The organism is Arthrobacter sp. UYCu511, assembly GCF_040547105.1.
GTDB lineage: Bacteria > Actinomycetota > Actinomycetes > Actinomycetales > Micrococcaceae > Specibacter > Specibacter psychrochitiniphilus.
On the sequence record NZ_JBEPPB010000003.1, the window covers coordinates 45,383 to 62,830 of the forward strand.

General features: G+C 61.0%; 18 protein-coding genes. 6 read left to right on the top strand and 12 right to left on the bottom strand.

The window, feature by feature from the left end; all coding sequences use genetic code 11:
- Positions 1-45: 45 nt before the first annotated feature.
- Both pheT and pheS read right to left on the bottom strand, forming a co-directional pair.
- Positions 46-2,589 (bottom strand): phenylalanine--tRNA ligase subunit beta, encoded by a 2,544-nt coding sequence (gene pheT, locus ABIB48_RS05850; RefSeq protein WP_354212426.1) that lies wholly within the window; start codon positions 2,587-2,589, stop codon positions 46-48.
- Between the two features lie 5 nt (positions 2,590-2,594).
- The gene (pheS, locus tag ABIB48_RS05855) at positions 2,595-3,689 is read right to left on the bottom strand and encodes a phenylalanine--tRNA ligase subunit alpha (RefSeq protein WP_179442389.1); all 1,095 of its coding nucleotides are present in this window, start codon (positions 3,687-3,689) and stop codon (positions 2,595-2,597) included.
- Positions 3,690-3,839: 150 nt separating this feature from the next.
- Here pheS and ABIB48_RS05860 point away from each other — a divergent pair, with 150 nt between their 5' ends.
- Genes ABIB48_RS05860 through ABIB48_RS05870 form a run of 3 tightly spaced genes read left to right on the top strand, consistent with a single transcriptional unit; the run spans position 3,840 to position 5,571 of the window.
- Positions 3,840-4,409: a hypothetical protein gene (locus ABIB48_RS05860; protein ID WP_354212427.1), complete on the top strand. Its 570-nt coding sequence runs from the start codon at positions 3,840-3,842 to the stop codon at positions 4,407-4,409.
- The gene (locus ABIB48_RS05865; protein ID WP_354212428.1) at positions 4,406-4,936 is read left to right on the top strand and encodes a hypothetical protein; all 531 of its coding nucleotides are present in this window, start codon (positions 4,406-4,408) and stop codon (positions 4,934-4,936) included. Before ABIB48_RS05860 ends, ABIB48_RS05865 begins: the two co-directional genes overlap by 4 nt.
- Complete coding sequence (locus tag ABIB48_RS05870) at positions 4,933-5,571, top strand: SIMPL domain-containing protein (protein ID WP_354212429.1); 639 nt, start codon at positions 4,933-4,935, stop codon at positions 5,569-5,571. The genes ABIB48_RS05865 and ABIB48_RS05870 overlap by 4 nt, the downstream gene beginning before the upstream one ends.
- 89 nt (positions 5,572-5,660) lie before the next feature.
- Here the strand turns inward: ABIB48_RS05870 and ABIB48_RS05875 are convergent, their stop codons facing one another.
- Positions 5,661-7,160 (bottom strand): long-chain-fatty-acid--CoA ligase, encoded by a 1,500-nt coding sequence (locus ABIB48_RS05875; RefSeq protein ID WP_315914678.1) that lies wholly within the window; start codon positions 7,158-7,160, stop codon positions 5,661-5,663.
- Between the two features lie 203 nt (positions 7,161-7,363).
- Here ABIB48_RS05875 and ABIB48_RS05880 point away from each other — a divergent pair, with 203 nt between their 5' ends.
- Positions 7,364-8,572, top strand: coding sequence for an Rv2578c family radical SAM protein (locus tag ABIB48_RS05880; RefSeq protein ID WP_354212430.1), 1,209 nt, complete (start codon positions 7,364-7,366; stop codon positions 8,570-8,572).
- Positions 8,573-8,630: 58 nt separating this feature from the next.
- Here ABIB48_RS05880 and ABIB48_RS05885 read toward each other — a convergent pair whose 3' ends face one another.
- The 3 genes from ABIB48_RS05885 to ABIB48_RS05895 all read right to left on the bottom strand — a co-directional run bounded on the left by ABIB48_RS05885 (position 8,631) and on the right by ABIB48_RS05895 (position 10,039).
- Positions 8,631-9,194 carry a magnetosome magnetite crystal formation protein family gene (locus tag ABIB48_RS05885; protein WP_315914680.1) on the bottom strand — a complete coding sequence of 188 codons (564 nt, stop codon included), beginning with the start codon at positions 9,192-9,194 and terminating at the stop codon, positions 8,631-8,633.
- 160 nt (positions 9,195-9,354) lie between these two features.
- Complete coding sequence (locus tag ABIB48_RS05890) at positions 9,355-9,546, bottom strand: DUF5302 domain-containing protein (protein WP_354212431.1); 192 nt, start codon at positions 9,544-9,546, stop codon at positions 9,355-9,357.
- Positions 9,547-9,625: 79 nt separating this feature from the next.
- Positions 9,626-10,039 carry a (deoxy)nucleoside triphosphate pyrophosphohydrolase gene (locus ABIB48_RS05895; RefSeq protein ID WP_396334242.1) on the bottom strand — a complete coding sequence of 138 codons (414 nt, stop codon included), beginning with the start codon at positions 10,037-10,039 and terminating at the stop codon, positions 9,626-9,628.
- Between the two features lie 140 nt (positions 10,040-10,179).
- Between ABIB48_RS05895 and ABIB48_RS05900 the strand changes: the two genes are divergently transcribed.
- On the top strand, positions 10,180-11,400 hold the full coding sequence (locus ABIB48_RS05900; RefSeq protein ID WP_354212432.1) for an MFS transporter: 1,221 nt from the start codon (positions 10,180-10,182) through the stop codon (positions 11,398-11,400).
- A 39-nt stretch (positions 11,401-11,439) separates the two neighbouring features.
- Here the strand turns inward: ABIB48_RS05900 and ABIB48_RS05905 are convergent, their stop codons facing one another.
- The 4 genes from ABIB48_RS05905 to infC form a co-directional block, all read right to left on the bottom strand.
- Positions 11,440-12,351, bottom strand: coding sequence for a TrmH family RNA methyltransferase (locus ABIB48_RS05905; protein ID WP_110104326.1), 912 nt, complete (start codon positions 12,349-12,351; stop codon positions 11,440-11,442).
- A 65-nt stretch (positions 12,352-12,416) separates the two neighbouring features.
- The gene (gene rplT / locus ABIB48_RS05910; protein ID WP_110104327.1) at positions 12,417-12,800 is read right to left on the bottom strand and encodes a 50S ribosomal protein L20; all 384 of its coding nucleotides are present in this window, start codon (positions 12,798-12,800) and stop codon (positions 12,417-12,419) included.
- Between the two features lie 107 nt (positions 12,801-12,907).
- Positions 12,908-13,102 carry a 50S ribosomal protein L35 gene (gene rpmI / locus ABIB48_RS05915; RefSeq protein ID WP_044571805.1) on the bottom strand — a complete coding sequence of 65 codons (195 nt, stop codon included), beginning with the start codon at positions 13,100-13,102 and terminating at the stop codon, positions 12,908-12,910.
- A 104-nt stretch (positions 13,103-13,206) separates the two neighbouring features.
- A complete protein-coding gene (gene infC / locus ABIB48_RS05920) occupies positions 13,207-14,352 on the bottom strand; it encodes a translation initiation factor IF-3 (RefSeq protein WP_354212433.1) in 1,146 nt (381 codons plus the stop codon).
- Positions 14,353-14,630: 278 nt separating this feature from the next.
- On the opposite strand from infC, the gene ABIB48_RS05925 reads away from it, so the two are divergent.
- Positions 14,631-15,038, top strand: a complete 408-nt coding sequence (locus ABIB48_RS05925) for a DUF1844 domain-containing protein (RefSeq protein WP_110104329.1) — start codon at positions 14,631-14,633, stop codon at positions 15,036-15,038.
- A gap of 116 nt (positions 15,039-15,154) precedes the next feature.
- Here ABIB48_RS05925 and ABIB48_RS05930 read toward each other — a convergent pair whose 3' ends face one another.
- Both ABIB48_RS05930 and ABIB48_RS05935 read right to left on the bottom strand, forming a co-directional pair.
- A complete protein-coding gene (locus ABIB48_RS05930) occupies positions 15,155-16,501 on the bottom strand; it encodes an MFS transporter (RefSeq protein ID WP_110104330.1) in 1,347 nt (448 codons plus the stop codon).
- 41 nt (positions 16,502-16,542) lie between these two features.
- Positions 16,543-17,439: an SseB family protein gene (locus ABIB48_RS05935; protein ID WP_354212434.1), complete on the bottom strand. Its 897-nt coding sequence runs from the start codon at positions 17,437-17,439 to the stop codon at positions 16,543-16,545.
- Positions 17,440-17,448: the final 9 nt, after the last annotated feature.

Sequence of the window (17,448 nt, forward strand, 5' to 3'; positions counted from 1 at the left end):
CCGTAGTCGGCTCGCTTGCGAGCCGACTACGGGAGGCCGTGGGGACTAGCGCTGCGTGGCGCCGAACCGTTCTGCGGCCAGTTCTACGGCCGAGGCGCGGGCAGCCGAGGCCTCATCGGCGGTCAGGGTGCGGTCCGTGGCACGGAAACGCAGACCGAAGGCCAGCGATTTGTGGCCCTCCGGAATGCCCTTGCCTTGGTATTCATCGAACAGGGCCACATCCTCCAGTAGCTCGCCGGCGCCTTCACGCAGAGTTTCGAGCACAGTCTGTGCCGGAATCTGCGCAGGAACCACAAGAGCAACGTCCTGGGTGGCGAGCGGGAACGTGGAGATCGGCTTGGCCACAATGACATCCGCAGCTTCGGCAAATACCTTGTCGGCATTGATTTCCATGGCCACCGAGCGGGCGGGCATGTTCAGTTCAGCCAGCAGCTTCGGGTGCAGTTCGCCAGCGTGGCCAACAACTTCGCCGCTGCGCAGCTTCAGCACGGCAGCACGTCCCGGATGGAATGCCTGGTGCGAGCCCTGCTCGACCACCAAATCAACACCGACAACGTCAGCCACGAGGTGGGCCGCGTCAATCGCATCAGCCCAGTCCCAGGCACGCGGGGTGTGGGCCGGGGCTGCCGGGGTGTCCTTGCCCGTGAATACGGCCGCAATGGTGAGCGGCTGGTACGGGATGCCGTCGTACAGCGCGTCAAGGACCTCGTCGGAGGGCTTGGCACCCAGCGGCGGGATCGAGGCGGTACCCATCTCGGCACCCGGCAGGAACACCAAACCGGACTCGAACAGAGCCAGGTCATGGAAGCCGCGTGAGTGGTTACGCTTGGCAATCTCAATCAGACCCGGCAGCACGGAGGTGCGCAGGAAGCCGAACTCCTCGCTCAGCGGGTTCGCCAGCTTGATGGCCGCAAGGGGCGCCCCGGCCTCGGCAACACCGAAGGTGTCATTGGAAACCCTGGACACGAACGGGTAGGCCAAAATCTCTGTCAGGCCGGAGTCGGCCAGGGCCTGGACCACGCGGCGGCGCTGCTGCTGGGCGCGTGAGTAGCCGCGGCCCGGAGGTGCCGTGGGAAGGGTGGACGGGATGAGGTCATAGCCCACTAGGCGGGCCACCTCTTCCGTCAGGTCCTCCTTGGTGACCAAGTCATAACGCCAGCTCGGGGCTGTCACGGAGTACCCGCCGTCGACCTTCTCAACGCGCGCACCCAGATCCGTCAGTGATCCCATGACTTGGGCCTGGGTGAACTCCATGCCGATGCGGCCCGATGTGAAGCCGGACGGCAGGAACACGGGAGGCGCCGGCACAACGGAACCGGCGTCGGTGGCCGTGGTTTCCTCCGTGCCGCCGGCCAGTTCGACCAGCAGGTTCACGGCGCGCTGGGCTGCGACGTCGGCAATCTGGGTGTCCACGCCGCGCTCGAAGCGCTTGGACGCTTCGGAGGGCAGCTTGTGGCGGCGGCGCGAGCGGGCAATCGTGATTTCTTCGAAGTGTGCAGCCTCAACAAGCACGTTCACGGTGGCGGAGGTGACCTCGGTGGAGGCCCCGCCCATGACCCCGGCAATGCCGATGGGGCCAGAGGAATCAGTGATCAGGAGGTCCTCGGTATCGAGCTTGCGGACCTTCCCGTCGAGGGTTTTCAGGGTTTCTCCAGCGGCGGCACGGCGCACCACAATGTCACCGGCGAGTTTGTCGGCGTCGTAGAAGTGCAACGGCTGGCCCAGCTCGAGCATGACGAAGTTGGAGATGTCCACGGCCAAGGAGATGGAGCGGATCCCGGCCAGGCGCAGGCGTGAGGACATCCAGGTCGGAACCGGCGCTGAAGCATTGATGCCGCTCACGGTGCGGGCCACAAAGCGGTCGCAGCCGTCCTTGCCGTAGATGGGGGCCTGATCGGCAAGGACAACCCCGTGTCCGTCACCGGTGGCGGGGCTCACGGAAACCAGCGATGCCGGGTCCGTGAACACACTGTCCGTGGCGTGCGCGTATTCACGGGCCACGCCGCGGATGCTGAACGCGTAGCCACGGTCCGGGGTGACGTTGATTTCGGCGGCTTCGTCATCCAGACCCAGCAGAGCCAATGCGTCAGTGCCCAGTTCCGGGTCAAGACCCAAGGTGGAGAGCACCAGGATCCCGTCATGGTCATCACCAATGCCGAGCTCACGCACGGAGGCGATCATCCCGGCCGAGACGTGGCCGTAGGTCTTGCGCGGGGAGATGCGGAAGTCTCCGGGCAGCACGGCGCCGGGCAGGGTCACCACAACCTTGTCCCCCACCTCGAAGTTGTGTGCACCGCACACAATGCCTTGCACACCGGAGGGGTCGATGCCCTCAATGTCCAGGGTCTGGGCGGTACCTTCGGGTACCACACGGACGGAGCACCAGTTGATGGTTTTGCCGTTGGACTGCGCCTCGGGCTCCTTGGATAGAACCTGGCCCACCACAATGGGGCCGCTGATTTCATCCAGGGGACGGTGCACGTCCTCTTCTTCAAAGCCAACCTTGACAAGGTCGGTCATGACGTCTTCGGCAGTTGCTGTTGCCGGCACCTGCGCATACTCGCGCAGCCAAGTCAGTGGAATTCGCACTTGTCTTAGATCTCCATCCCAAAGTGTTCGCTGAATCGTACGTCGCCCTCGATCATGTCGTGCATATCGGACACTTCGTTGCGGAACATCAACGCCCGTTCGATGCCCATGCCGAAGGCAAATCCTGAATATTCGTCCGGGTCAATGCCGGCCGCGCGGAGCACGTTCGGGTTGACCATGCCGCAGCCGCCCCATTCGATCCAGCGCGGGCCACCCTTGGCGCCCGGGTGCCAGATGTCCAGCTCCGCGGAGGGCTCGGTGAAGGGGAAGAAGTTGGGACGGATGCGCACCTTTGCCTCGTCGCCGAACATCTGCCGGGTGAAGTGCTCCAGCGTGCCCACCAGATCTGCCATGGACAGGTCCTTATCGATGGCCAAGCCCTCGAACTGGTGGAACACGGGGGTGTGCGTGGCGTCGAGTTCATCGGTGCGGAACACCTTGCCGGGGCACAGCACGTATACGGGCAGTTCACGCTCAAGCATGGAACGGACCTGCACCGGTGAGGTGTGGGTGCGCAGCAGCAGGTGGGCTTCGGGAGGTTCCACGAAGAAGGTGTCCTGCATTTCGCGGGCCGGGTGGTCCGGGGCGAAGTTCAGGGCGTCAAAGTTGAACCATTCCGACTCCAGCTCCGGGCCTTCGGCAATTTCCCAGCCCATGCCCACGAAGATGTCGCAGACGCGGTCCTGGAGGGTGGAGAGCGGGTGGCGGGCACCAGCGCGGCGGCGGCGCGGGGCAGCCGTCACATCAACGGTTTCCTCGAGGAGGATCCGGGCGGCGTCCTCGGCCTCGAGCACCTCGGTGCGGGCTGCGAGCGCCTTGGCAACACGTCCACGCGATCCGCCCATGAGCTTGCCGGCGGCGGCCTTGAATTCCTTGGCGAGCCCGCCAATTTCACGGTTGGCCAGGCTCAGCGGTGATTTCTCACCGGTGTGCGCCAGCCGTGCGGTCTTCAACTCATCTAGCGTCGCGGCGGCAGCAATGGCGCCGAGCGCGTTCTCGACGGCTGTGCCAATGGCGGCTTCGTCCAGCGGGTCCGGGACCGCAATGGTCTCTGTGGTTGGTTCGGGCATCTCAGCCGTCTCGTGGGGCATCTTCGACATCTACAGTTTTTACCTAAGCTTGTGTGCGAGTAACCGGCGGGGTGGCTCATCCCGCCCGTACCAGTCTAGTTGACGGGGCAGCCCTGTTTTGAATCCAACTCGTTAGAACTTTCTCGCCCTTTCTCCCTCCCCGCTTGCTACGCTGGCGCCATGGGCATCCCTCTGTGCAGAAGTACGACGCCGGCCTCCCGCCGTGCGCCGTTGACCTGCCTTGCGCCGGGCTGCCTCGCGCTGGGGTTCTTTGCTCTGGTGTTGGGCGGGTGCTCCGCCGTAGGGGCCTCCCCCCTCGAGTACACCCCGGAACCTGCTGCGATTCAGCCAGCCGTGGACTGCTCCACGGCGGGGTGGTGGGAGCCGGAAGCAGCGTCGCCGTCATCGCTGCACAAGGGCAGCATCCCGGAGGGCTTCACCACGGTTGGCGTGGTCCGCTGTACGTCCGACCCCATTAGCGGCGTGGTGGAGGAGGATCACCTCAGCGGCGACTTTGCGCCTCTGCTTGCGGCACTGGCGCAGCCTAGCGAGCGCGGCGGGCCGGTCAGCTGCCTGGACTACGCAGAGCTTCCGCCTGCGATCTGGTTGGTCAACGCCGAGGGCCAGGCCGTCAACATCCAGTGGCCCCTTGACTCGTGCGAACACACCAAGCCAGACACGGCCAAGGCGTTGCAGGCGCTCACAGTTTCCGAATCACGCAGCGTACCCTCCCCGGAAGCCGCCCCGTGAACACGGTGGGCCCGCTGACTCCTGTCACCACGGTAACCCGCGCTGAACGACTGCGGGCGCTTGCCAATGCCGTGAACCTGTCCACGGCAGCCGGTTTGCTGCTGGCGACGCTGAGCCGGACCCCGGTAGAGCCCGGCCCGCACGGGCTGATCCTTGGCACCAACTACACCCCGAGGCTGCCGCTGGCCGGGGCGTTCACAGTGGGCAACGTCATCTTCTACCGCGCAGACCGTGCCTTCATTGATTCCCGCCCCGATCTGCTCGACCACGAAGCCGGCCATGCCACCCAGTACGCCTGGTGTTTAGGCCTGCCGTTTTTACCGCTCTATTTTTCCTGCGCAGCCTGGTCGTGGTGGCGCACGGGAGACCCCGGCAGCAGGAACTTCTTTGAGCGCAATGCCGGGTTGGCACTGGGCGGCTACCGCGAACTGCCCACGATTGCCCGGATGCCAATAATTTTCAACCGCCTCAAGAGACCCTCCCGCCCCCACCGCCGCAGTACACCACCGAAAGAGAACCGACCATGACAGATTCCTTCCACTGCATTACCGTCACGGGCCATGGTTCGGCCCATGCTGCACCGGACCAGTTCAACATCAACATCGGTATTGAAGCTTCCGCCCCCACCGTGCGTGCAGCATACTCCCATGCTGGCGAGGCCATGACGGCTGTCAACACCAAACTGCAAGCCCTCACAGTGGCCCGCGAGGCCATCAGCTCCTCCTCCCTCAACGTTGCGGCCAATACCCGTTGGGAGGATGGCACCGGAACCATCGTGACCGGCTACACGGTCTCAAGCACGCTCACAGTGGCACTGCGTTATGACCAGAGTCCCGGCGAGGTTATTGCTGCGGTGGTTGATACCGGTAACAACAATGTCCGCCTCAACGGGCTCACCCCAGTCCTGTCGAATCCGGCAGCCGCTCAGGACACCGCTCGAGCAGCCGCATGGGCGGATGCAGTCCGGGCGGCTGAGAACTATGCGGGCCTGGCTGGACGCTCGCTAGGTGCCGTCACGGAAGTCATTGAGGGTTCGGTGCGCGATAGCGCCCCCCGGCCCATGATGGCCCGGGCGCTTATGTCCGCCGATGCCTCGATGCCCATTGAGCCGGGGCAAAGCAGCCTCTCTCTCTCAGTGCAGGTCACCTGGGAACTGAACTAAGTCTGTTCCCCGCTGATTGAGCCTGCCGAAACCAAGATCTCGGCAAGCTCAATCAGCGGCACACAACCGTCAATCAGCGGCTTCGCATGTTAGGAAACACTGATTTCGCGTTTGAGGATCTTGCCCGTGGGCCCTTTAGGCAGGGTATCCATGATGATGACCCTGCGCGGGAACTTGTAGGCGGCCACCCTGGCCTTGACGAACTCCACAATCTCGGCTGCGAGGGCCTCTGGATCCTCGGCGCCAACAGCTCCGGGCTTCAGCGACACCGCGGCACAGACTTCCTCGCCGTGGACGTCGTCGGGCATTCCCACTACGGCAGCCTCGGCCACTGCGGGGTGTTCGTAGAGGACCTCTTCAATTTCACGCGGGTAGATGTTGTAGCCACCACGGAGGATCATGTCCTTCTTGCGATCAACAATGAAGTACACGCCATCCTCATCCATCCGGCCTAAGTCACCCGTGCGGAACCAGCCGTCAGGGATAGCCTGGGCCGTCGCCTCGGGGTTATTCCAATACCCCTTCATGACATAGGGCCCGGCCACAGCAATTTCACCCACGGCACCGGGCTCGACATCGTTGCCAGCATCGTCAAGTACCCGCAATTGCGCACCGGCAACCGGCTGACCAATAGAGCCTGGCTTGCGGATCCCGTCGAGCTGGTTGAAGGTGACCACGGGAGAAGTCTCCGAGAGTCCGTAGCCTTCTAGCATGGTGGCCCCAAAGACCGTCTCGAATTCATGAAGCACCTCCAGCGGCAAGGGTGAGCCCCCTGATGCGGCAAGGCGCAGGGTGGAGAGGTCATAATTTTCCCGGCCAGGGGCACGCAGTAGCGCGATGTACATGGTGGGGACGCCTTCAAAAATGGTCACCTTGTCGCGCTGAATGATCTCCAACGCCTTGAGAGGATCGAACCTGGGCAAGATGGTCACGGTGGCACCTGCCATCACAGCCGAGTTCAGGGCGCACGTCTGCCCGAAGATGTGGAAGAAGGGCAGGCCGCCGAAGATGACATCACCGGGCTGGCTGTTGAAGAGGCTGACGGAGACCTCAGCGTTACTGCGCAGATTCTCGTGTGTCAGCTCCGCACCCTTGGGCCGGCCCGTGGTGCCGGAGGTGTAGAGGATTACAGCGGTGTCGTCCTTCTGTGCAAGGGCCACCTCAGGGATCGGCTCAGCCCCGGCCAGTAACGCCATAAAATCGGCGTCGACGGCAATGACCTCCGTACCGGATTCCTGCGCCCCCGGCACCACTTCCGCCATCACACCATCCCACGCGAAGGCCAAGGTGGCCCCGGAGTCCTTCAGGTGGTAGGCCACCTCGCGGGACTTCAGCAGCGGATTTAGTGGCACCACAATGGCCCCGTACCGCAGGATTCCGAAGTAGATGGGAGGCATCTGGGGAATGTTGGGCGCTATTAAGGCCACCCTGTCACCCGGTTTGACCCCACGTGCAGCCAACAGCCCGGCAACCTTGGAGCTGAGAACTTCCAAAGCAGCGAAGGTGAGCTCAATATCGTCCATCTTGATGGCAACTCCGGCTGGGTTTCGCTGAGCAGATGCCCCAACAATGGTGGCTAGGTTCGTCATGAAGGCTCCTTGGTTCCGGACTACCGAGCAGCGAAAGAACCGGCCATGACCGCTGCTCCGCGCCTAGTGGGCGGGGCTTCCTTGCCCCATGGCTCCACCCTATCCCCACAATAAGTGATTTACGCCACATACCTACCTGCGGGTAACTAAATTCAAGCTTTTCGCCCATTGAATCAAATTAGAATATATGTTCTAATTTCTATATGCGGTGGACGGCTCAACAACTCAATGAACCCTTATTTGCGTCCTTTCAGTCCATTCCGGGAACAGCTGAGCAGGTGAAGCCGCCCGGATTTCAAGCACCTCTGCTGCCGATGGCCGGGCTAATCCAAAGCGTTGCCACCCCGGAATTTGCTGGCATCACCTTCCATGAGGTGCTTTCTAAAACGGCCCTGAACAAGGTTCCTCCCAGTTCCACCATGCCCTTTGAATGGACTGTCAATCCATACCGGGGATGCTCCCACGCCTGTGTTTATTGTTTTGCCCGCAAGAGCCACACGTATCTGGACTTCGATGCCGGCACGGACTTTGACTCCCAAGTGGTGGTGAAGGTCAATGTTGCGGATGTGCTTCGCAAGGAACTGTTCAAGCCTTCCTGGCAGCACCACCATGTGGCCCTTGGCACCAACACCGATCCCTACCAGCGGGCGGAAGGACGGTACAAGCTCATGCCTGGCATCATTGGTGCCCTCGCCGACTCCGGCACCCCGTTTTCCATTCTTACCAAAGGCACGCTGTTAGCGCGCGATCTGCCCTTGTTGCGCGCAGCAGGACGCGACGTCAGCGTGGGTATGGGCATCTCGCTGGCTTTGCTGGATGAGGAACTGGCTCAGACACTTGAACCAGGCACGCCCTCCCCCAAGGCTCGGCTGTCCCTGATTAGCAAGCTGCGAGATGCCGGCCTGCCCTGCGGGGTCATGGCCATGCCGATCTTGCCCTGGCTGACCGACTCCGAGGACGCCTTGGATGCACTTATTGCCAGCCTGGCCCACGCAGGGGCAACGGGAGTCAGCGCCGGAGCCCTCTATTTGCGCCCGGGAACGCGGGAATGGTTCATGGGGTGGCTGGCCCGCGAGCACCCTTCCTTGGTGGGCCGGTACCGGCGGCTCTACGGTTCCGGCGCCTATGCGCCCAAGGAGTACCGGCAGTGGCTGGCATCGAGGGTCAATGAGGCCAAGGCACGCCACGGCTTTGGCACCCAAGGCTTTGTTCACGATCCCCGCCAGGAAGAAGCCAGCTATCCGCACGGTAGCCTGCCTGCTCTAACCGGCAAGGATCACAAGACCACCGTGCCACTCACCAGGGGCGGTTTCCGTGGCAACTCCAACGCCAGGGAGGGCGGCGGCAGCAAAAAAGCGGGAATCCCCGAAGGGACCCCCGCCTCTGCCGATCCTGCACCCACATTGTTCTAGGGTCGCAATTCCCGTGCCACTTTGAACATCCTCAGTTCACGGGCAGTTTGTTACCGCCCTACTTGATGATCTGGACGTTGAACGGGAACTTGTAAACTTCCCCGTTGCGGAACTTCTTGGGCGCCTCCACCGCAGCGATGATGTGGATGATGAACAGTCCCAGACCAATAATCCCAAAGACAAACCCGAGGTAGGGAATGAAGGTCAGGACTCCGGCGATGCCACGCAGGATCGAAAAGTTCAGGTTCGCCTTGTGGTATTCATCGGAAAGGCCGTTCTTGCCCTTTTCCGTCAGGAAGAAGATCAGAGCAGGAATCCAGCTAAAGAACACGGAGAGCCAGTAGTTAAGCACCACGGTTCCGGCAGGATCGACAGCACCCTGCTGGTACGGCTGCTGAGCCGGCTGACTGTAGTTCTGCTGCGGGGCCTGCTGGTACGGCTGCTGCGCAGCTGGCTGGTTGTAGCCGGGCTGGTTGTAGCCGGGCTGGGGTGCTTGCTGGTACGGCTGTTCCTGGGCGGGTTGGCCGTAGCCGGGCTGGGGGTAGGACGTAGGTGTTTCCGGTGCGTTGTAGCCCGGAGGTGTCGGCTCGACGGGCGGTGTGGGGGAATTATTCTCAGTCACGTTTTCACTCCTGAATGGTTGATATTTGCTTAACAACCTAACCCATGGCCCACGTGAAAGCCCGCATATGACGGGCAGATCCCCAGAAACACGAGCGGACGGAGTCGATTGAACGAATGTTCTTACCTCACCTTGTCCGCCCGTGTTTCTGGGCGCGGGTTTATCCGCTCTTGCGGCGGAATTCGCGCTTGTGAGCCGCTGCTCCGTGGGAAGCATTGATCTTCGGTCCACCAGTAGCAGACACGCTGCCGTGTTGCTGGTTCTTCTTATTCTCTAGGGCCTGACGAAACTTCTCTTTTGTTTCATCGCTGGCACCTGCGGCGGCTTGTTCGTCGTGTTGATCACTCGTCATGGCACAACCTCCTTGGGGTCTTCAGCACCCAGTCTGGCACAGCCAAATAATATTTCAACACCCACGAGAACAATTGTTCTCAGGACGTGTACTCGATCAAGGCATGCACAATGGGCAGATCGGCAGGAATCCATGGCAACTCCAAGATCTCCTGCCCTCCCAGATCCACCCACACCAGTGCGTCATGGTCTTCCAGCGGTTCGGGGGTGCCCTCCATTGACTCAGCGAGCCAGACACGCATGGCTGCGCCCGAGTTCAAGGGCCAGCCATCCGGCGTCGAGCCTTCTATTTCAGCGCCTAGTGTCACAGTAACGCCCAGTTCCTCACGTAGCTCCCGATGAAGAGCTTCTTCTGGGCCCTCACCTTTCTCAATTTTTCCTCCGGGGAACTCCCACATACCTGCAAACTCTGGAGGCGCGGTCCTGCGTGCGGCTAGGAGTAGTTGGGGATTTGATAGCGAGTCCACGAGGGCGGCGCCTACGATTTGTTTCATTGAAGTCACCAGCTCAGTCTAGGGCGAACTAGACTGACCAAAGCATCATCTTGGCCCTGCCGCTGCGCACTATGGCGCCGGCACCTGCTTCCCGCTTCCCGCGGCGGAACCGGGATCCCACCTTGTGAAAGTTTGTCTCTATGTCTTTGTCCTTGCTTAAAACCTGGCGTGACACCACACCCACTTCCCCCAACGTTATTGCCTGGGCAATTCTGGCCTTGGCCATAGGCGGATTCGGCATCGGCACCACCGAATTTGCCATGATGGGCCTGCTGCCCAACGTGGCAGAAGGTGTGGGCGTCAGTGTGCCAGCAGCCGGACACGTCATCTCTGCCTACGCCCTTGGAGTAGTTGTGGGCGCACCCATGCTGGTCGCCATCGGCGCGAAGATGCCGCGAAAAACACTGGCTCTGGGCCTGATGGCACTTTTCACCGTGGGCAATCTGCTCTCCGTCATGGCGCAGGATTACACCACTTTGCTCATCACCCGATTCATTGCGGGTCTTCCCCATGGGGCCTTCTTCGGTGTAGCCGCTGTCTTGGCAGCATCACTGGTTGCTCCCGGCAAGCGCGGGCGTGCCATCTCCATGGTCATGATGGGCTTGTCCGTAGCGAACGTTCTCGGTGTGCCCTTGGCTACCTTTGTGGGCCAACAATTTGGTTGGCGCTGGCTGTTCATCCTGGTTGGAATCATTGGCGTCATCACCATGGTGTGCATTGCTTTGTTGGTTCCGGCGCAAAAGGCTCATCCCGATGCAAGCCTGCGCAAGGAACTCAGCGCACTGCGCCGCGGACAGGTATGGCTAACCCTGCTGGTGGGAGTTGTGGGCTTTGGCGGATTCTTCGCCGTTTATACGTACGTGGCCAACACCATGACGGACGTGGCCGGCTTTGACTCCGGTTTCCTTCCCGTCATTGTTGGCCTGTACGGGCTGGGAATGGTTGCTGGCAGCTACATAGGCGGACGCATGGCCGACTGGTCCGTCATGGGCAGCATCTACGTCATGATGGGTTTCATCGCCGTTATTCTGGTGATCTACGCGGCCACGGTCCATATCCAGTGGATGGCACTTTTGATGATCTTCGTCATTGGCGCCTCAGGGTCCATGCTTGTCCCATCTCTGCAGACCCGGCTTCTGGACGTCTCCCCCGGCGCCCCCACCTTGGCTTCCTCGCTGAACCATTCAGCATTGAATATGGCCAATGCATTGGGAGCCTTCGCTGGTGGGCTCGTCATCACCTGGGGCTGGGGATTCACCGCACCTGCCCTCGTTGGTGCCGTGCTGGCGGTGCTGGGCCTGGTCATAGCGCTCTTCAGCGGACTGCTCGATAAGAGATCCCCCAAAAACGTGGCTCACTAGCCACACCCGCAATTGGCCCCAGCTATAAAAAGCCAGGGCTCACCCCAGGCGCCGTTGGGCCCTCGCGCTAGCGTAGAGACATACCGTTGCTGCGGTGCCCAGATTCAGCGATTCTGCGGCGCCGTAGACGGGTACTGCCACCCGATGATCGGCCAGAGCCTTCTCTTCCCCCGCCAGGCCTTGGGCTTCGTTGCCGAAGAGCCACATAGTGGGCTCCGCCAGGTCATACAGGGAATCGGGAATCTCTTGGTCAAAGGACCGGGCGGCACTCTCATCCTGCAAGAGGTCCAAATTGAGCTGCCCGTAGCCATCCGCTGCCAGAATGCCTACACCGGCCGCCTTGGCCGCTGCCACAACCTGGGCCACGTCGGCACCAAGCACCACAGGCAGGTGGAACAGCGAACCGGCAGTGGAGCGCACAGCCTTGGGGTTGTAAATATCCACACTGGACGAGGAGAAAATGACGGCGTCCGCACCAGCGGCATCCGCGGCACGCAGGACAGTGCCAGCATTACCAGGGTCCTGCACGCGGCACAGCATGGCGATGAGTTTGGGCTTGGCGGCGAGGACTTCTTCAAGTGGTACGTCAACGAAATTGCAGACGGCCACAACACCCTGAGGTGTTACGGTGTCCGTCATGGCCGCCAGGACCATGTCGCTGGCAATCCGCACCTGAAGGCGAGACCCTGGCGCGGAGGCGGACTCCATGATCTCTGGGAATTTTTTCAAGCATTCCACAGTTGCGTAGAGGGCCTCCACCACGGGTGTACCGCCAGCGGCCAGGCACTCGCGGTGTGCCCGTAGGGCTTCACGTACGGCTTGTGGACCCTCAGCGAAGAACTGGCGCCGCTTTAAACGGCCCGAGCGCCCAACCAGTTTGGCAACGTCCCTCACTCGATCTGCTCGAGGGTTGGTCATTGCATCTGCTGGTGGGCGCCCGGGTTCATTCATGGTTAGGACTTTAGCAGTCACTTGCCATGAACAAGGAACTCAAGGGTTCCTGTTGAAAGCTAGAACTACTTTGCTACCGGTGCTGAGGTGTCGGCAGGCAGTGCAGCCTTGGCCAAGCCAACCAGCGCGGCGAAAGCACCGGCGTCGTTGACGGCCAGGTCGGCCAGCATGCGGCGGTCAACCTCGATCTGCGCAGCCTTCAGGCCCTGGATCAAACGGTTGTAGGTCAGGCCGTTGGCGCGTGATGCAGCGTTGATACGCTGGATCCAGAGGCGACGGAAGTCACCCTTGCGCTTGCGGCGGTCACCGTAGCTGTACACAAACGAGTGCAGCAGCTGCTCTTTGGCCTTACGGTAAAGGCGTGAACGCTGTCCGCGGTAACCCTTTGCGCGCTCAAGAATAACCCGACGCTTTTTGTGGGCGTTTACAGCCCTCTTCACACGTGCCACGTGCGTACTCCTTCAAATTTTAAAGATCCCAAGCCAATCATGCCAGGGAAGGCTTTGATGAATAGTGAGTCATCCCGGAAGGGAATCACACCGATTGACTTGCGAAATTAGATGCCGAGCATCTTCTTGATGTTGCGAACATCTGCCTTGGCAACCGTGAGGTCACCCTTCAGACGACGCTTCAAGCTGGAAGGCTTGTGCTCCAGGTAGTGGCGGCGGTTAGCCTGCTGGCGCTGAAGCTTACCGGAACCGGTGAGCTTGAAACGCTTCTTAGCACCACTATGTGTCTTCATTTTAGGCATGAGGACCTGTCTCCTTACGTATCCACCGGCGCTGCCTGTGGTTCTCTTGCAGCGACCGGTTGGGTCACTGTGTGGGTGTATTCACCGCTGAAAAGGTGCGAACCTTATTCAGCTGAGCTGGGGGTTTCGGCTGCCGGGGTGCTCTTTGCAGAGGCAGGCTTGGCAGCCGATTTTGCACCAGCCTTGGCGGCAGGCTTGGCTGCGGGCTTCGCAACAACAGGCTTGGCCATGGGCTTGGGCATGGGGATGGGCTTTGCGGCCACGGGCTTGGGAGCTGCAACCGGCTTGGCGGCTGCGGCAGGCTTTGTTGCTACGGGAGCCTTGGGTGCAACAGACTTAGTCGCGGCAGCCTTGGGAGCTGCAGCCTTAGGAGCAGCAGCCTTGGGAGCTGCCTTCGCTTCCGGGGACTTGGCAGGTACGACGGCGGCGGGGGCCGACTTTTCTGCCGGAACCTCCTTAGCCGGGGCTGCTTCGGGAGCCGGAGCCTGCGCCGCTACGGGAGCCTCAACGACTACCTCTTCAACGGTCTCGACGGCGACTGGAGCCGGTGCGTCTTCGCCCAGGTGCAGGCCGTCGGGAAGCAAGTCAGCCAATGATTGGGTCATGGGCGCCTTGTTATCGCGGTCCACATCAACGCGGGCCGTGCCATTGGCAACTGCCTCGTTGTGGGCCTTGGCATCTGCACGCTGCTGATTGCGACGAGCCTCAGCCTTAGCTTCAGCCTTATTCTTCAGCGGGCCAATAACCATGACCATGTTGCGTCCGTCAATGCGGGGGCTTGATTCAACCACGCCAACCTCGGCAACGTCTTCGGCAAACTTCTGCAGGAGGCGGATGCCCATGTCGGGACGCTGCTGCTCACGGCCACGGAACTGAATCATGGCCTTGACCTTGTCGCCAGCACCGAGGAAGCGGAGGGCGTGTCCACGCTTGGTCTCGTAGTCGTGCTTGTCGATTTTGAGACGGAAACGGATTTCCTTCAAAACGGTGTTGGTCTGGTTCTTGCGGGCTTCACGAGCCTTGACTGCGGCTTCGTACTTGTACTTGCCGAAGTCCATCAGTTTGCACACCGGCGGCTTGGCCGTCGGTGCTACCTCAACCAGATCCAAGTCAGACTCAGCTGCTAAACGAAGGGCATCCTCAATGCGGACAACTCCAACTTGTTCGCCTGCTGGCCCAACCAACCGCACCTCAGGGACGCGGATTCGATCATTGATTCGTGGCTCGCTAATGTGACGCTCCTGTTGCATAAAAAGGTGAGTACCATCAGCAACGAAGAAGGCCTCCAATTTGCTGATGCAATGGAGGCCTCGAAAAATTGGCACACACTTTCCGCGAACGGACTGTGCTGGCTCCCCAGTAAGGGAAAGCGCCAACCTGAACCAGACAACGCCTTGGAAGGGTCGAAAGGTGGGAGAGGACTCCACTTGCAAACTCTGTGCCATTACCTTGGCGTATCCTGTGACTTTCGTCTTTTGGACACACTCTAAATAACAGCATCGAGTCGGTCTATGACAAGCTTAGCAGTATGAGTACCCAAGATAATAATTCAGAGTCACGCAACACTTTTCAGGCGGCCGCGGAGGAGTCCCTGACGGACAGCCAGGCAGCTTCGGTGGTGCGTGACATCGCCGAAGTTCCGGCCATTGAGGTCATAACAACCGCGGCCGTTCACCTCATGAGCGCGGCAGCAGTCAAGTGCGGCCTGGCAGCGGGACCGGACGCGGAAGAGCTGAAGGATCTGGATGAAGCCCGCAAGCTCATTACGGCCCTCGCCGGCTTCGTCACGGCCGCGGCCCCCGAGATTGGCAGCCAGCATGCTGGCCCGTTGCGCGATGGCCTGCGCTCCTTGCAGCTCGCCTTCCGTGAAGCTTCCGAGTTCCCTGATGCACCAGGCAAGGGGCCCGGCGAGAAATTCACCGGAGCAGTCAACTAGTTCCTAGCTCAGGGTTCTAGATAAACCCGGCCGGGCACTTGAAAAAGAGAGTGCAGTTGGTGGACCGAAACCATTCTGGTCCACCAACTGCACTCTCTTTTGTCTCTAAACTCCCTTTAGACCGGATCTGGTTGGCCCAGGAACTCATCCGGGTCCAACTCGGCCCCGAGCTTTGATGTTGCACTCTTTGCAAGTGCAGCATTGCGGCGGCGGTTCCACACCGACATGGCGATCAGGCCAATGATTGCCAACGTGCCACAGATGGCTCCAATGATGGCGAAGCCAGCCCAAGGGCCAATGCGATCAATCATGGCTCCTGCAAAGGGTGAGCCCATGGCGCTGCCAATAGTCATCGAGGATCCATACCAGCCCATGGCTTCACCGCGCCGGCGTTCCGATACCAGGTCAGCAATATGTTCAGCGCTTGAGGTCAGGACTGGCGCGCAGAGCAGGCCCGGAAGAATAGAGAGCAGGCCCAGTGTCCACGCATCGGTGGCAAATCCCATCGGGATGATCAGCAGTGCCATGGCCATCAGCAGCCACAAGGGGTTAATGGAGCGTTTGAGGGCTCCGTAGAGAATGCCACCAACGATCGAGGCACCGCACCAGAAGAGGAAAACAATACCCAAATCTCCTACAACATCGTTTTCCCGCATGATGGCCACCATGCCCACATTGGTGCCGGCCAGGACCAGCCCGGCTCCCAATGATGTCCCCAAAATGGCAAGCACAGCAATGTTGACCCAGCGCAGGTTGTGCCGTGTACCGCCCCACATCCTGAGTAGGATGTTCTTATCTGCAAGGTCGGGGGCTGGGCGGTCCTCAACGGCATCGATGGGCGCCACCTCGGCGCTGCCAACGGCTACGAAGGATCCCTTTTGCCCGGTTCTGGTGGGTGGGTTGAAGATCATCAAGAACACCCCGGCCATGGACGCCGTGAGCCCAATGATGACCAGACCAACCACAGTGTGAATGGTGGTGGCCAACAAAACGCCCGCAGCCGGACCAATCATGAACGTGATTTCGGCCCCCATGGAGTCCAAGGCATACGCGGTACGCCGTTGCGCCTGAGGCACCATCACGCTCAGCGCTTGACGGACCACGGAGAAGATGGGTACGGCGAAGATTCCACCGATGAATGCTGCCACCACAAGGAATTGAAAACTCAAGAGCGGCGCCACGCTCCAGACGGCAACCTCGGCTATCACTGAGGGAACTAGAGCTCTGCGCAGTCCATGAATGTCAACGAGCCGCCCACGCCACGGGGCGCCGAAGGCCATGCCGATCGTGATGGCGGCGGCAACCAGCCCAGCAGAGGCATAGCTGAGCTTCATGGTTTCAACAACGTGCAGTGTCAGGAGAACGCCGGCAGCCGCATGCGGGATGCGCGCAAACATGGCTATGATCAGCAGTCTGCGCACGGGTCCAACCGCCAGGATTTCACGGTACGCGGCAAAGTTCACGGGGCACTCTCTTTCATGATGATCACAAAAGAGCGTCTGTGCTACATTGCGATGGGGTCCTGCGGGGTGGGGGGATGCTGAAGCCGAATCTGTATCGAATCAACAGCGTAGGCAAAGTACTCGTTCGCCGCCCAAGACTCTTGAAGAGCTGCGAGCACCCCATTGACAGCGGACTGATCCAGCCCGGGCAAGAGGGTCAGTGTGACACACAATTCCGGGCCCGTTCCGCCACCGGCCGCCAACCGTCCAGACGGTTCGATTTTTGTGTCCCAATGGGATTGTATGCCCTGCCCTGGCGTTGCGGAAATGCTTACCACGGATGGATGCCCTAGGGCGTGCGCCGAGTCCGCCAGAATACGGCTGACGGCATCATCACAATAGCTTGGCACCCATTCCTGCTGCTGCGCCAAGGCCCACATGGCCGGCCTGCGCACCACAAAGGGTCGCTGCGAACCGGGATCCAAAACCAACAGTTGTGCTTCTTCAGCCACGGCCGAAAGAGCCGCCCTGGCCGCATACACAGCAACAGGGCGGGCCTGTGGATACCACTGGGACAGTGCAAGTGCATGAGTAAAGGCGGGCAGCGCCCGGCGCCCATCCGGCCCTTGCAAGGTCACCAAAGCCATATCGGATTCCTTATCGGAGACCAGCCCGTTCTCTCCCACGGTTTGCTCCGCAAGTTGAGCCACGATCGGGATGAAGACGCGGGCGGTGGCAAGTGCAGCCACAACATCCGCCTCCGTGCACTCACCCGTGAGAAGTTTCTCCAAGGCCGCGGTGTAGCCGGAGTCTGCAGCGCCGTCGTCCGTCTCAAAGTTATGGTACTGCTCGTGGGACGGAAGGTTCCGCCCCGCCCAAGGCTGCCCGGCCGAATCGGTAGACCCACCGGCACCGGCCAAGGCCGCGGCAATGTGGCCGGGCAGTTCCTTCTTGGGCATCTGTGTCAT

Bases quoted from the DNA above. Each gene is read 5' to 3' on its own strand.
- pheS (WP_179442389.1), bottom strand. From the start codon at position 3,689: ATGTCGAAGATGCCCCACGAGACGGCTGAGATGCCCGAACCAACCACA.
- ABIB48_RS05860 (WP_354212427.1), top strand. From the start codon at position 3,840: ATGGGCATCCCTCTGTGCAGAAGTACGACGCCGGCCTCCCGCCGTGCG.
- ABIB48_RS05870 (WP_354212429.1), top strand. From the start codon at position 4,933: ATGACAGATTCCTTCCACTGCATTACCGTCACGGGCCATGGTTCGGCC.
- ABIB48_RS05875 (WP_315914678.1), bottom strand. From the start codon at position 7,160: ATGACGAACCTAGCCACCATTGTTGGGGCATCTGCTCAGCGAAACCCA.
- ABIB48_RS05880 (WP_354212430.1), top strand. From the start codon at position 7,364: ATGCGGTGGACGGCTCAACAACTCAATGAACCCTTATTTGCGTCCTTT.
- ABIB48_RS05890 (WP_354212431.1), bottom strand. From the start codon at position 9,546: ATGACGAGTGATCAACACGACGAACAAGCCGCCGCAGGTGCCAGCGAT.
- ABIB48_RS05895 (WP_396334242.1), bottom strand. From the start codon at position 10,039: ATGAAACAAATCGTAGGCGCCGCCCTCGTGGACTCGCTATCAAATCCC.
- ABIB48_RS05900 (WP_354212432.1), top strand. From the start codon at position 10,180: ATGTCTTTGTCCTTGCTTAAAACCTGGCGTGACACCACACCCACTTCC.
- ABIB48_RS05905 (WP_110104326.1), bottom strand. From the start codon at position 12,351: ATGAATGAACCCGGGCGCCCACCAGCAGATGCAATGACCAACCCTCGA.
- rpmI (WP_044571805.1), bottom strand. From the start codon at position 13,102: ATGCCTAAAATGAAGACACATAGTGGTGCTAAGAAGCGTTTCAAGCTC.
- infC (WP_354212433.1), bottom strand. From the start codon at position 14,352: ATGCAACAGGAGCGTCACATTAGCGAGCCACGAATCAATGATCGAATC.
- ABIB48_RS05925 (WP_110104329.1), top strand. From the start codon at position 14,631: ATGAGTACCCAAGATAATAATTCAGAGTCACGCAACACTTTTCAGGCG.
- ABIB48_RS05935 (WP_354212434.1), bottom strand. From the start codon at position 17,439: ATGCCCAAGAAGGAACTGCCCGGCCACATTGCCGCGGCCTTGGCCGGT.